Genomic DNA, 12921 nt, shown 5'->3' with positions numbered 1-12921 from the left:
CCGTCGTCCAAGACGACGGCGACGGTCACAACTCGGAGAGTGCGATCGGCTCCGTCGGGGGCGTGCCGTGCTTACGGACCTTCAGGATCCGGTACCCCTTGCCGGTGGCGGTCCGGAAGACGCTGTAGCCCGGATGGAACGTCGCGCCGATCCAGCGTTGCAGCGAGTCGGCCCCGAGGTTCCGCTGCACCACGAGCCACGCGTCGCTGCGCTCGTCGAGTCGCGGGATCCACCGTTCCAACAGCCCGTGGAGCTCGTTCTTGCCGACGCGGATGGGCGGGTTCGAGCGGATCGTGCGGAACGACACGTGCGCGGGAACATCGTCGGGCAGAGATGCGTTGACATTGGTGAGCCCGAGAGCAGCCGCGTTGCGGCGGACGAGATCCAGGGCGCGCTCATTCACGTCGACGGCCCACACTGTCGCATGGGGAGAGGCGAGGGCCATCGAGATCGTGACAGGACCCCAACCGCTCCCGAGGTCGAGAAGGTCGCCGCCCGGAGGAACCGGAGGCGTGTTGGCGAGGAGCACTGCAGTGCCGGCGTCGAGACGATCCGGGCTGAAGACACCACCGGCGGTGGTGAGTTCGAGCTCTCGACCTGCGAGCGATACGCGGATCTTACGAAGGTTCTCGGGGCTTGCCGGGGCCGCAGTGAAGTAGTGATCGGACCCCATAGGGCGAGCGTACCGGACAGCGCGGGCTAAGGTTAAGGCTTGCTACGAACCCAGAGACAAGGAACGGATGACGGAGACCACCACCCCCTCCACCGACGACCACACCGTCGATCGCGTACTCGCGGGCGCAGAGAAGCGTTCCGACGTGCACGTGTTCGGCGCAGCACAGGCGCTGCAGGATGAATCGACGGCCTCCCACGGCAGCACCGATGGTGCGCAGTGGGACCTCGAAGACCGTCACGCGCTTCGTCGCGTCGGCGGGCTTTCGACAGAACTCGAGGACGTCACCGAGGTCGAGTACCGGCAGCTGCGTCTGGAGAACGTCGTCCTCGTCGGTGTGTACCCGCAGGGCGCGCAGGAGGACGCGGAGAACTCTCTCCGTGAACTCGCGGCGTTGGCGGAGACCGCCGGTGCCGTGGTGCTCGATGGCGTGCTTCAGCGCCGGCCGCATCCCGATGCCGCCACGTATCTCGGTCGCGGCAAGGCGCAGGAACTCAAAGACATCGTCGCCGCCGTGGGCGCTGACACCGTGATCGCCGACACGGAGCTCGCGCCGAGCCAGCGTCGTGCACTCGAAGACGTCGTCAAGGTCAAGGTCATCGACCGCACCACGGTGATCCTCGACATCTTCAGCCAGCACGCGAAGAGCCGTGAGGGCAAGGCCCAGGTCGAGCTCGCGCAGCTGGAATACCTGCTTCCGCGTCTGCGCGGATGGGGTGACTCGATGAGTCGTCAGGCCGGTGGGCAGGTGGGTGCCGGCGGCGCGGGCATGGGCTCGCGCGGTCCCGGTGAGACCAAGATCGAACTCGACCGTCGGCGGATCCGGACCAAGATGGCTCTGCTGCGGCGCCAGATCCGAGACTTCGGCCCGGCTCGTGAGGCGAAGCGCGCCGAGCGCAAGCGCAACGCGATTCCGTCGGTCGCGATCGCGGGGTACACGAACGCCGGCAAGTCGAGTCTGCTCAATGCGCTCACGAGCGCCGGGGTGCTGGTCGAGAACGCGCTGTTCGCGACGCTCGATGCCACGGTGCGCCGATCCGAGACGGAGGACGGACGCGTGTACACGTTGACCGACACCGTCGGATTCGTCCGTGACCTGCCGCATCAGCTCGTCGAGGCCTTCCGTTCGACGCTGGAAGAGGTCGGCGAAGCCGACGTCGTGCTCCACGTCGTCGACGGCTCGCACCCCGACCCGGCAGGTCAGCTTCAGACCGTGCGCGACGTGCTCGGTGATGTCGGGGCACGGGATCTGCCCGAGATCGTGGTCTTCAACAAGGCGGATCTGATCGACGAGGACGAGCGTCTGGTGCTTCGCGGACTTCAGCCGCAGGCGCACTTCGTGTCTTCACGGTCCGGCGAGGGAATCGCGGAGCTGCGTGCCGCCATCGAGGACGCACTCCCGAAGCCGGCAGTCGAGGTCCACGCGGTGATCCCCTACGATCGCGGCGACCTGGTCGCCGCGATCCACGAGTCCGGGATGTTGCTCGCCGTGGATCATCGGGAGGAGGGAACCGCCGTTCATGCTCGGGTGTCCGAGCGGCTCGCGGCGGAGCTCGCTCCCTTCGCGACGCCGGAGTGATCCGGGTCAGCGGGCGAGGAAGCGGGCCTCGACGGTCGCCGAGATGACGATCTCGTCCGGTTCGTACTCCATCACGGGGCCGGCGTCGGCAGCGAAAGCGATACCTCCGCGCGCCTTCATCAGCGGCGCCTCTGCGGAGCCCTGAGCCTTCGAGATCAAGCCCGCGTCGGCGATCTCGATGGGGGTGACCTGCTCCAGTCCGAGCGCCCCGGCGTACGCCTGAGCCCGTGTGACGGCGACGCCGACAGCTTCCGCAGCGACCTCTTGTTCGACCTGCGTCCGGGTTTCGGGGGTCAGATGCCACTCGACCCCGCCCACCTCGACGCCGTCCCACGGCGAGATGTCGGAGGTCCAGATCGAAAGCTCGGGAGCTTCCGCGAAGGTCGCGGTGAAGTCGACGCTGGCGTAGAACACGGGTGCGAGGCGCTTGCCGTCGTTGCTCCACGGCCGCTCCGCACGCACCGAGAGACGAGTGCTGGTCCAGTCCACGATGCTGCCCGCGTCGGCTCGCTCGGTGATGCTGGTTCGCACAGGGTCGGCCAGTCGCATCACATGTTCGAGGACGACCGTCCGCTCCGGCCCCTCGCTGCGGACGCTCACGCGGATGGTTGCTCTCTCCGGTGCGACGCGCCTCTCGTGCTCGCCGCGGACGGTGACGGTGACTTCACTCATGGGCCGACTCTACGCCAGCTCATCACGCCCTGCGGAATGGCGGAGAGCCGTCGAACGTTGTAGTCTGAGATGCTCGGGTGTTCGTCATCCGGGTTGGCAATTCCATAGTGTGACAACGGCTCCTTCGAGAGAAGGACCACGGGGCTGATCGGTTTCGACAGCGCCTGTGAATCCACGAGAAGCGGGCCGAGGATGCAGAGTTATCTCGTAAACGCTCTCTGCAAAAAAATAGTTGCCGAAACCAAGCGCAACGACTTCGCCCTCGCTGCATAAGCGAGCCCGATAGTCCGTCAGGCCGTATGTGATTCCGATACGGATCCTGGCGTCATCTAGGAATCTTGCTGCGTGATGGCGTCTGGACGTCACGTGGGACTCTTCCCAGGCTGGGCTCGTCGACTTAGGTGTCTGTGACAAAGGTCGGAGCCGAGCAGAACGTCTTCACAGACTGCGCCCGGAGAAGGCGTGGAGACTCAGCGTTGGACGGGGGTTCGATTCCCCCCAGCTCCACCACGTCGTTGTCACAGGAATTGAAGCCCGCCTCCCTCGTAGCCACGAGGGAGGCGGGCTTCGCTGTGTGTCCGGCTTCTCATCCGCCAGCGCGGTCGGGGCCGGGGAGAACAAAAGCCATCCGACGGGCCCCCTTTACAGGGGCCTATATTGAGGTCTGTGGAGTCGACGACCGAAACCGACACGAACGGTCTGACGCGCACGGAGGTCGCAGAGCGTGTCGCGTCCGGGAAGACGAACGCGTTCTCGGCGGACACGAGCCGAAGCGCGTGGAGCATCGTGCGGGCGAATGTGTTCACGCTCTTCAACGGCATCGTCTTCGCCTGTTTCCTCGTGCTGTTCCTCGTGGGGCGCTGGCAGGATGCGCTGTTCGGACTCGCTGCCTTCGCGAACGCGATCATCGGATGCGTGCAGGAGTTCCGCGCGAAGTCCGCGCTCGACCGCCTCGCGCTGATGAATGCGCCACGAGCATTGGTGCTCCGAGAGGGCGTGCAAGCCGAGGTCGCACCCGGCGAAGTGGTCCTGGACGATGTGCTCATCCTGCGCGCCGGCGAACAGGTGCCGGCTGATGCCCGCATCCTCACGTCGCATGGACTCCAGATCGACGAGTCGATGCTCACGGGCGAGTCGGATCCGGTGGAGAAGCAACCGGGCGACGATGCTCTCTCGGGTGCTGTCGTCGTCGGCGGCGAAGGGACTGCTCAGGCGACCCGAGTGGGGGCGGACTCGTACGCGAACCGCTTCGCCGGCGAGGCCAAGCGCTTCTCCCTCGTCTCGAGCGAGCTCCGCGCTTCGGTCGACCGCGTTCTGAAATGGGTGAGCTGGGTGATCGGCCCGGTCGGGCTGCTGGTGCTGAACGCTCAGATCATCGTCGGTGGAGGATACGCCACGGTGTTCTCGAGCGGCGCATGGGTGCAGGCGGTCGTGAACACGATCGCGGCGCTGACTGCGATGATCCCGCTCGGCCTGGTGCTGATGACGAGCATCGCCTTCGCCGTCGGGGCATCGAGACTCGCGCGTCGACAGGTGCTGGTCAATGAGCTCCCCGCCGTCGAGGGCCTCGCGCGCGTCGATGTCGTGTGCCTCGACAAGACCGGCACCCTGACGGTCGGGGAGATCGGTTTCGACGTGGCGCATCCCCTCGCCGGAAGCACGACGGAGCTCTCCGGCACCGCCGCGGCGGTCCTGTCCTGGTTCGCCGCCTCGCCGGATGCGAACGCGACGGCGCGATCGATGGCCACGGCGTATCCGGTCACGCAGCCTCTCGTCGTGCGCGGCTACGTTCCGTTCTCCTCGGCGCGCAAGTGGAGCGCGGTGACGTTCTCGGAGATCCCCGGGGCCTGGGTGATGGGGGCACCCGAGATGGTCTTCGGAGACGCGGCGACGTCGGACGCGACCGAACTCGGACGCATGGTCACCACCCTCGCCGAGACCGGTCGGCGCACTCTGGTCCTCGGTCGTTCGGAGACTCCGCTGTCCGAGGCGGACATCGAGTCCGAGCAGCTTCCGAGTGAGCTGACGGCCGTCCTCGTCCTCACTTTCCGAGAGCAGGTCAGGCCCGACGCGGCCCAGACCCTCGAGTACTTCACACGCCAGGAGGTCGGCATCCGGATCATCTCCGGCGACAACCCGCGCACGGTGGCTGCGATCGCCCGTGAAGTCGGCCTCGACGTCGCGGAGGGCTACGACGCACGGCGGCTGCCGGAAGGCGATGCCGAACTCGCCGACGTCCTCGATCGGCACGCGGTCTTCGGACGCGTCACCCCCGAGCAGAAGAAGCGCATGGTCACCGCGTTGCAGAGCCACGGGCACACGGTCGCGATGACGGGCGACGGCGTCAACGACGCCCTGGCGATCAAGGCTGCGGACATCGGCATCGCCATGAACTCCGGATCGCCCGCCACCAAGGCGGTCGCCAGGCTCGTCCTCCTCGACGGACAGTTCTCGCACCTGCCCGATGTCGTCGCGGAAGGGCGTCAGGTGATCGCGAACATCGAACGCGTGTCGATGCTCTTCCTGAACAAGACCGTGTACGCGACACTGCTCGCGATCATGTTCGGGGTGCTCGTGCTCGAGTTCCCCTTCCTGCCGCGCCAACTGTCGATCACCGATGGCCTGACGATCGGCATTCCCGCCTTCTTCCTCGCCCTCATGCCCAACGCGGCCCGGTACGTGCCGGGGTTCCTGCGACGTTCGCTGAGCTTCGCGATCCCTTCGGGAGTCGTCGTCGCCCTGGGCCTGACCTGGTACACGTTCGTCGCGCGAGGCCTCGGAGTCCACGAGGAACAGCTGCGGACGGGGGCCACCGTGATCCTCGCAGTGGTCGGGATCTGGATCTTGGCGGTGCTCGCACGTCCGCTCAACCGGTTCAAGGTGATCGTCGTGGGGGCGATGTTCGTCCTGCTGATCGCGGTCTTCACCATCCCGCTCGCCCGAGAGTTCTTCGTGCTGGTCGACCCGGGTGAAGACCTCGCCATCGCGCTCACGGGTATCATGATCGTGATGGTCGCCGCGATAGAGGTGGTGCGTCTGCTTCACCGTCGCCTCGTCCTGAGCCCGAAGACGGCCGCGACCACGCGGGTCGGCGCGCGGCCATCGACGGCGACGACCCCTCCGGCTCGCGTCGTTGCGGGCATCATCACGACGGTGGTCGTGGTGCTCGCGTATGCGTTCGGTGTCCTCGCGACGGGCTTCGGCATCCTCGTCTTCCTCGGTCGCTACGACCCGGATGTGAGCACGTCGGCGTTCTCCCTCGCCGGTGCGGCGATCGCCTTGTTCGGCCTTCTGGTGCTCGCGGTCGCTGCCGGAATACGTCGTGGCAGTGGACTCTCGCGGCTCATGCTCACGATCTTCCTCGGGGTCGCCATCGCGCTCAACGCCGTCGTCATCGTCTTCGGCGAGCGGTGGGACTGGGGTGCGGCGGTGACGGTGCTGGTGGCTGCGACCCTCATCACGCTGATGTGGTCACCCCCGGTCGCGCGGGGATTCGGACGCATCAGAGAGAGCTCGATGGGCGCCGCGCGGCCGTAGCGACGTCTTCAGCCCGTCCACTCGACGAGGATCAGGCCCTGCCTGGTGTCGGCGAACTTCACCCATCCGTCGCCGAACAGGTAGGTCATCCCATACCCGTCCGCATCGGTTCCCATCGAGTACTGAGGGTCCTCGGTGAAGTAGACGCCCGCGGCGTCGTCCTCACGCTTCCACCCTTCGGCGAGGAGACCGGCCTGCGCGTCGGCGGCTTCTTCGGATGTCGTCGGCGACCAGCCGTAGAGCTGACCGTGATCGGAACCGACGCTGTAGTCGGCCCAGAAGCACAGCAGGCCTTCGGTGAGTTCGACGCCGCCCACGACGAACTCTTTGGACTGTGCGGTCCATCCGGCGTCCGTGAGAGCGGTGACCGTCCCCGCCGAGATCATGGACTCGCACGTGAGCTCCTCGGCAGGAGGCTCGGGCGCCGTCGATGCTGCCGGCTCGGGAGTCGCCACGGGACTCGGGGTCACTCGATCCGGAGTGGGCGTGGCCGGCGAGGCCTCCGGTGCCGCGCACGCGGTCAGAGCAGCGATGAGCAGCACGACGCCCGCGGTGGCGGACATGATGCGCGTCTTCATCGCGGGCCCCTTTCGTCCGGATCAGTCGTTGATGAGTGTCAGGAAGTCTTCGTGGAGACGGCCGTTGGTTGCGAGTGTCGAGCGCGCCGAGATCGTCTCGTCTCCGTCGACGGCGGTCATCCGGCCACCCGCTTCTCGGACGATCGGCACGGCGGCGGCGATGTCGTACTCCTTGACGCCGAATTCCGCGACCATGTCGATGCGGCCCTCGGCGAGGAGCATGTACGCGTAGACGTCACCGTAGGCGCGGTCACGCCAGACCCGTGCGCCGATGCTCAGCAGGGTGTCGAGACGACCGGCGTCCGCCCACTGCGCGATGCTCTGGAAACTGACGCTGGCGTCGTCGAGGGAGTCCACCGCCGAGGTCTGCAGCCGTCGGGGCTCGCCTTCGGTGGCAGTCCAGGCTCCGCCACCCGTGGCCGCCCACCAGCGGCGACCGAGAGCGGGCATACTCACGACGCCGACCTGCGGCACTCCGTCGATCGCGAGCGCGATCATCGTGCCCCACAGCGGGACGCCACGGAGGAAATTCGCTGTGCCGTCGATCGGATCGATGATCCACTGGCGGTGGGTGCTTCCCTGTGCGCCGAACTCCTCACCGAAGATGCCGTCTTCGGGGCGCTCGGCTTCCAGGACGCGGCGGATGGCGCGCTCGGTGGCGAGGTCGGCATCCGTCACGTGGGAGTTGTCAGCCTTGGTCGAGATCTTCAGATCGGCGGCGTCGAAGCGGGGGAGCGACTGGGCGTCGGCGGCATCGGCGAGGCGGAGTGCGAGTTCGAGATCGCTGCGAAGGGAGTCGGTGAGGGGGGAGTCGGTCACGGTCTCAGAATAGTCGTCACGACGGCGTGGCCAGAGTGTCGAACGGCCAGGTTTCCGCGTGAGTCGGCGGCGGCGCGCCCGAGTCCACCTCGATTTCACATGGGGTCCGTCGGCTGGTAATGTAATTCCTCGGTCGGGGTTCTCCCGGGCCACGCACCTCTAGCTCAATCGGCAGAGCAACTGACTCTTAATCAGTGGGTTCTGGGTTCAAGTCCCAGGGGGTGCACCAGAAAGGTCTTGAAACTCTCGCCAGTTTCAGGACCTTTCGTCGTTCATGGAGATCTCCCGACGGATTTCCGGGAACTCGCGTAACGGAATCGGCAGGACGTCGTCTCTCCCCGTGGGGATACGCCGCACCTCGTACGGATGCGCTGCTGTATGACAGCAGGATCCGGGTGTGGCGTGTCAAGAAAACTGGGGAGAAACGTGAACACACATCCTGGACGTGCACGCGCACGCCGAACGACCATCACGGCCATCGCCGCGACAGCGCTCACTGTTTTCATGACGTTCGTGGGCGCCGGAGCGGCGACAGCCGCGGAGTACGACTATCCCGCGGCCATCGACGCGGCATCGATCACCGTCACGACGACGAACGGTGGATCATCGGTCACGCAGTACCAGCAGATCCGTGTCGATGCCGAGTGGGCGGTGCCGGACGGCGCCGTCGGCGGGCAGACGTTCGGATTCACGCTGCCGAGCCAGTTCGGACGCGCCGGGATGACGTTCTCGGTGCCGTCCGTCGAGGATCCGAGTCAGACCGTCGCCGAATGCACCGTGAGCGCCGACGCCGCCCCCGTCGTCACCTGCACGCTCACAGACTTCGTGGACGGACGCACGGGGGTCAACGGATCGCTGTGGTTCGCAGCCAGCGCTGACGAACAGACGACCGAGAGCACGGTGGAGTTCGTCGTCGACGGCAAGATCACGCCCGTCGAGGTCCCCGGTGGCGGGATCGGTCCGGCGTCGCCCTTGCCCACAGAACCGCAGAAGTGGTCATGGCAGACGGCCGACGGCAGGATCGCATGGCAGCTGGTCCTTCCCGGCGCACAGTTCCAGAACGTCGATTCCCTCGTCATCCACGACATGCTGACCACGGCTGGCGACCAGTTCGCCGAGCATCACAACGAAGATGGGGCGCTCGTCGTCTGGAGCACGGACGGACTCGACCAGGACGCCAAAGACGTGTCGAACTGGACCGGCGGCTGGAACGCGGAGGGAACGGGGTTCGATCTCGTGATCCCCGGGCCGATCGACCCGACGCGCACCTACTTCGTCAAGTACTTCACCGTGCCGAGTTCGCAGGCCGCCGGCGCCACCTACGGGAACGTGGCCGACGTGAACGGTCTCACGCTGCGGAATGACCTGGCCTGGCGCGTCACGGGTGGGGGCGCAGGCGACGGCAGCGCGTCGGGTGACTTCACGCTGACCAAGGTTCTCGAAGGATCGGGCTCGTCGGAGGTTCCGGCCGACGCGGTCTACACGGTCCGCTACAGCTACGGCGAACCGGCGGTGGAGCGGACGCTCACGGTGGCTGCCGGAGAGGCCACGTCTCGAATTTCGCTGCCTGCGGGTACCGTCGTCACCCTCGTGGAACTCACGCCTCCAGCCGTCGAGGGGGTCGAGTGGGGTACGCCTGTGTTCTCCGGCAGCGGCGTCAGCGGGCGTGCTGAGGGGTCAGCCCAGTTCACAATCGGCGGGGGCGCGACCATCGCGATCACGCTCACGAACACCGCCACGGTGGCGCCTCCGGTGGTTCCGCCGACCACGCCCGACACGGTCACCCCGCCCGACGCGGTCACCCCGCCGAACGAGCTTCCGCTGACGGGGCAGGGATCACTGGCCACAACCGGTGGAGACGTGCCGGCGGGGTACCTCTGGGGCGGTGGAGCAGCGCTCCTGCTCGGCATCGCTCTGACGGTGTTCGCTGGGGCACGCGCCCGCCGACGTCAGGAGTGAGACGCAGCTCGGTCGACCCGTGCTACGCGACGGGGATGACGGCCCCGTTCGTGATCACCCGAAGCTGCTCGAAGGTGAGGGGCATCACGGTGTGCGGGTGGCCGGCCGCAGCCCAGAGCTCATCGTGATCCTGGAGCGCCTCGTCGAGGAAGGTGCGCAGCGGCGCGGGGTGTCCGACGGGCGCCACGCCGCCGATCGCCTGGCCGGTAGCGGCGCGGACCACGGACGCCGGTGCCATCGAGATCTCCACCGCCCCGATGCTCTCGGTCAGGACGGCGAAGTCTGCGCGGTGTCCGCCGCTGGTCATGATGAGGACGGGTTCGCCATCGGCGAGGAACACCAGGCTGTTCGCGATCGCCGCGACGTCACATCCGATCGCGGCCGCCGCTTCGGCCGCCGTGCGCGCCGAGTCGGGAAGGACGCGGATCGTGGTGTCCACGCCCGCATCGACCAGGTGCTGCTGCACGAGCCTGCTGCGTTCCGGGAGGAGGGTGCCTTCGCTCATCGCCCCACGATATCCAATGCTGCTCCGCCGCCTGTCCTCCTGGTCAGCCGGCGTCGCCGACGAGGATCGCGGCCGCATCCTCGGTGGCGGTGTCCTGCGGCTCGTCGTCGATGTGTGCGAGAACGCGTCGACCGAGGAATACGGTCAGCGCGGCGAGCAACACGGACACCGCCGCGAAGAGGTACGGCACCGTCGCGTTGAACGCGTGCCACAGCAGGGCGGCGATCGGAGGCGCCATCGCACCTCCGAGGAAGCGCACGGCCGAGTACGCGGAGGACGCGACCGAGCGCGGGAGATCGGTGGCCTCCATCACAGCCTCGGTGAGCACGGTGTTCATCACACCGAGCAGCAGGCCGCCGATGACGATGCACGCCACCAGGGCCGGTGCGCTCCCGACGACGAGCCCGGCGACGACCAGATCGGCCGCGAGCAAGGGGAGGACGAGAAGGATGATGCGGGTGCGCGGTATCCGACGCATCAGCACGGGGGCCACCCACACACTCGTGACGGCGAGGGCGACTCCCCATCCGAAGAAAGTGAGACCGATGCCGAGCGCGCCGAAGCCGAGGGGGAACGGTGAGAAGGCCAGCAGCACGAAGAAGCCGATGTTGTAGAACAGCGCAGCGATCGCGAGGGTCGCGAGTGCCGGGCGACGCAGTGCGGTGAACGGAGCGGAGAACGGCACCGGCACCCTCTTCTCACCCGGACCGCGGAGCAACACGAGCACGGCGACGAAGGCGATCGCCATCAGCACGACGACGCCGAAGAACGGTCCCCTCCAGCTCTGCTCGCCGAGGATGCCGCCGAGCAGAGGGCCCACGGCGATGCCGAGGCCGAGCGCCGCTTCGTACAGGATGATCGCCGCGCTGCTCCCGCCGGACGCCGCGCCCACGATGGTCGCGAGCGCCGTCGAGATGAACAGCGCGTTTCCGAGCCCCCATCCGGCACGGAAGCCGATGACCGCGTCGACGCTGCCGCTCACGGCGCAGAGGAGCGCGAAGATCACGATCAGCGCGAGCCCGATCAGCAGGGTCGCTTTTGCGCCGATCCGGCTGGAGATCCAGCTGGTGACGAGCATCGCGAGCCCGGTGACGAGGAGATAGCTGGTGAACAGCAGTTCCGTCTCGACCGGAGACGCCTGGAGCGAATCGGCGATCGCGGGAAGGATGGGATCGACGAGGCCGATGCCCATGAAAGCGACCACGCACGCGAACGCGACCGCCCAGACCTGCGCGGGCTGCTTCCACACCGATGAGGTGGTGGGGGTGTTCACCGAGATTCTCCTGTTCGTTCTGTGGCGGTGTGTGCGGCGAGGATCTCCGCCGCACGAGTGAGAGCCGACCAGTCCTCCTCGCTCAACGCCGCGAATCGAGGCGCCAGCGTCTCCCGGAACTCCGCACGCCACGCATCGATGGCGGCGGCGCCCTGCGGCGTGATGTCGACGACGGTCGCGCGGGAATCGTCGGCGTCGGGGGAGCGGAGGACGAGTCCCTCGCGTTCCAGGCCCCCGATGAGCCGGGTCATCCCGGGCTGGGTCGTGCGGGCGGCAGCGGCGAGCTCTCCCACACGTCGCGATCCTGACTGCTCCAGAAGGCTCAGCACTCGCCACTGTGCAGCGGGTGCCTCGTTGCCGGCATCCTGAGCGGCGATGCGTCCGAGGGCATATCCCGAGAGCACCAGTGAGGGGATGACATCCGAGCGATTCATACCAGAGAGTATATACCCGGTGGTATGTAACCGGATCTAGCGTCGAGCGCCGGCGATCCGGGCGGAGAGCTGGTGGGCGTGCGCGAGAAGGGTTCGTCCGAGCTCGGCCAGACGATCGGGGCCGAATCGGAACTCCACGCCCGTCAGGCTCAATGCCCACTCCGGTCGCCCGCTGCGATCGAAGACGGCCGCGCCGATGCCCCAGCTGCCCTCGACGATCAGGCCGGGGTTCACCGAGTATCCGCGCTCCTTCGTCTCGGTCAGGCGGGTGCGCAGAGCGGAGGGGCCGTGTGCCCGCCCCCACCCGCTCTCGAGCTCGGGGTGCCGGCCGAGATACGCGTCCACATCGTGGTCAGGAAGGAAAGCCAGGATCGCGAGCCCTGCACTCGCCACACCGAGGGGGAACCGCACTCCTTCGCTCAGGACGAAGGAGCGGATCGGGAACGAGCCTTCCTCGCGCAGCAGGCACACCGTCTCGTCCGCACGGCGCACCGAGAAGAACGCGCTCTCCTCGGTCTTGACGGCCAGTGAGCGCACGATGTCCCGTGCGAGCGCGGTCACGTCGTAGCGCGCCGCCGCCACGGACCCCATGAGGAACAGTTCAGGGCCGGGCATCCAGAGCGTGCTGTCCTCGTCTCGATCGACGAGCCCCTCGGCCCGCAGTGCGCTCAGGAGACGGTGCGCGGTCGAGCGGGACAGGTCGGCGGCGCGGGCGAGGTCGTGCAGGCTCGCGCCGTCCACGCCGGAAGACGTCACGAGGCGGAGGAGGCGTGCCGCTCGGGCGATCGCCTGTGCGCCGGGGACGGAACGGTCGGGGGATTCCATATTGTGGACGCTACCTCCGGATGTGGCCACATCACAAGAACGGACTGCCCCCGGGCGCCGGGAGAGG

General features: G+C 67.4%; 11 protein-coding genes, 1 tRNA gene and 1 other RNA gene. 5 read left to right on the top strand and 8 right to left on the bottom strand.

The window, feature by feature from the left end; all coding sequences use genetic code 11:
- Positions 1–25 precede the first annotated feature (25 nt).
- On the bottom strand, positions 26–673 hold the full coding sequence (locus KV397_RS09305) for a class I SAM-dependent methyltransferase (protein ID WP_047519272.1): 648 nt from the start codon (positions 671–673) through the stop codon (positions 26–28).
- Positions 674–740: 67 nt separating this feature from the next.
- On the opposite strand from KV397_RS09305, the gene hflX reads away from it, so the two are divergent.
- Entirely contained in the window at positions 741–2252 is a 1512-nt protein-coding gene (hflX, locus tag KV397_RS09300) for a GTPase HflX (RefSeq protein ID WP_261811136.1), read from the top strand.
- Positions 2253–2258: 6 nt separating this feature from the next.
- On the opposite strand, the gene KV397_RS09295 is transcribed toward hflX, so the two are convergent.
- Positions 2259–2924 carry an SIMPL domain-containing protein gene (locus tag KV397_RS09295; protein ID WP_131490878.1) on the bottom strand — a complete coding sequence of 222 codons (666 nt, stop codon included), beginning with the start codon at positions 2922–2924 and terminating at the stop codon, positions 2259–2261.
- Positions 2925–3064: 140 nt separating this feature from the next.
- On the opposite strand from KV397_RS09295, the gene ssrA reads away from it, so the two are divergent.
- Both ssrA and KV397_RS09285 read left to right on the top strand, forming a co-directional pair.
- Positions 3065–3434: a transfer-messenger RNA gene (gene ssrA, locus KV397_RS09290) on the top strand.
- Positions 3435–3590: 156 nt separating this feature from the next.
- On the top strand, positions 3591–6461 hold the full coding sequence (locus KV397_RS09285; protein WP_261811135.1) for an HAD-IC family P-type ATPase: 2871 nt from the start codon (positions 3591–3593) through the stop codon (positions 6459–6461).
- 8 nt (positions 6462–6469) lie between these two features.
- Here the strand turns inward: KV397_RS09285 and KV397_RS09280 are convergent, their stop codons facing one another.
- Both KV397_RS09280 and KV397_RS09275 read right to left on the bottom strand, forming a co-directional pair.
- The gene (locus KV397_RS09280) at positions 6470–7039 is read right to left on the bottom strand and encodes a hypothetical protein (RefSeq protein ID WP_134353595.1); all 570 of its coding nucleotides are present in this window, start codon (positions 7037–7039) and stop codon (positions 6470–6472) included.
- Positions 7040–7060: 21 nt separating this feature from the next.
- Positions 7061–7858, bottom strand: coding sequence for an inositol monophosphatase family protein (locus KV397_RS09275; protein ID WP_261811134.1), 798 nt, complete (start codon positions 7856–7858; stop codon positions 7061–7063).
- Positions 7859–8011: 153 nt separating this feature from the next.
- Between KV397_RS09275 and KV397_RS09270 the strand changes: the two genes are divergently transcribed.
- Both KV397_RS09270 and KV397_RS09265 read left to right on the top strand, forming a co-directional pair.
- Positions 8012–8087: transfer RNA gene (locus tag KV397_RS09270), tRNA-Lys, on the top strand.
- 275 nt (positions 8088–8362) lie between these two features.
- Positions 8363–9817 carry an Ig-like domain-containing protein gene (locus KV397_RS09265; protein WP_261811133.1) on the top strand — a complete coding sequence of 485 codons (1455 nt, stop codon included), beginning with the start codon at positions 8363–8365 and terminating at the stop codon, positions 9815–9817.
- A 22-nt stretch (positions 9818–9839) separates the two neighbouring features.
- Here KV397_RS09265 and KV397_RS09260 read toward each other — a convergent pair whose 3' ends face one another.
- The 4 genes from KV397_RS09260 to KV397_RS09245 are packed head-to-tail and all read right to left on the bottom strand — an operon-like array spanning position 9840 to position 12854.
- Positions 9840–10322, bottom strand: coding sequence for a YbaK/EbsC family protein (locus KV397_RS09260; RefSeq protein WP_134353598.1), 483 nt, complete (start codon positions 10320–10322; stop codon positions 9840–9842).
- A gap of 43 nt (positions 10323–10365) precedes the next feature.
- Positions 10366–11601 (bottom strand): MFS transporter, encoded by a 1236-nt coding sequence (locus tag KV397_RS09255; protein ID WP_407665297.1) that lies wholly within the window; start codon positions 11599–11601, stop codon positions 10366–10368.
- A complete protein-coding gene (locus tag KV397_RS09250) occupies positions 11592–12029 on the bottom strand; it encodes a MarR family winged helix-turn-helix transcriptional regulator (protein WP_047519251.1) in 438 nt (145 codons plus the stop codon). The genes KV397_RS09255 and KV397_RS09250 overlap by 10 nt, the downstream gene beginning before the upstream one ends.
- 36 nt (positions 12030–12065) lie before the next feature.
- Positions 12066–12854: an IclR family transcriptional regulator gene (locus tag KV397_RS09245; RefSeq protein ID WP_047519248.1), complete on the bottom strand. Its 789-nt coding sequence runs from the start codon at positions 12852–12854 to the stop codon at positions 12066–12068.
- Between the last annotated feature and the right edge of the window lie 67 nt (positions 12855–12921).

This window comes from Microbacterium aurugineum (genome assembly GCF_023101205.1).
In the GTDB taxonomy this organism is placed as follows: Bacteria; Actinomycetota; Actinomycetes; order Actinomycetales; family Microbacteriaceae; genus Microbacterium; species Microbacterium aurugineum.
Note: the sequence above shows the minus strand (reverse complement) of the source record. Positions and strands in the feature narration are given on the sequence as shown.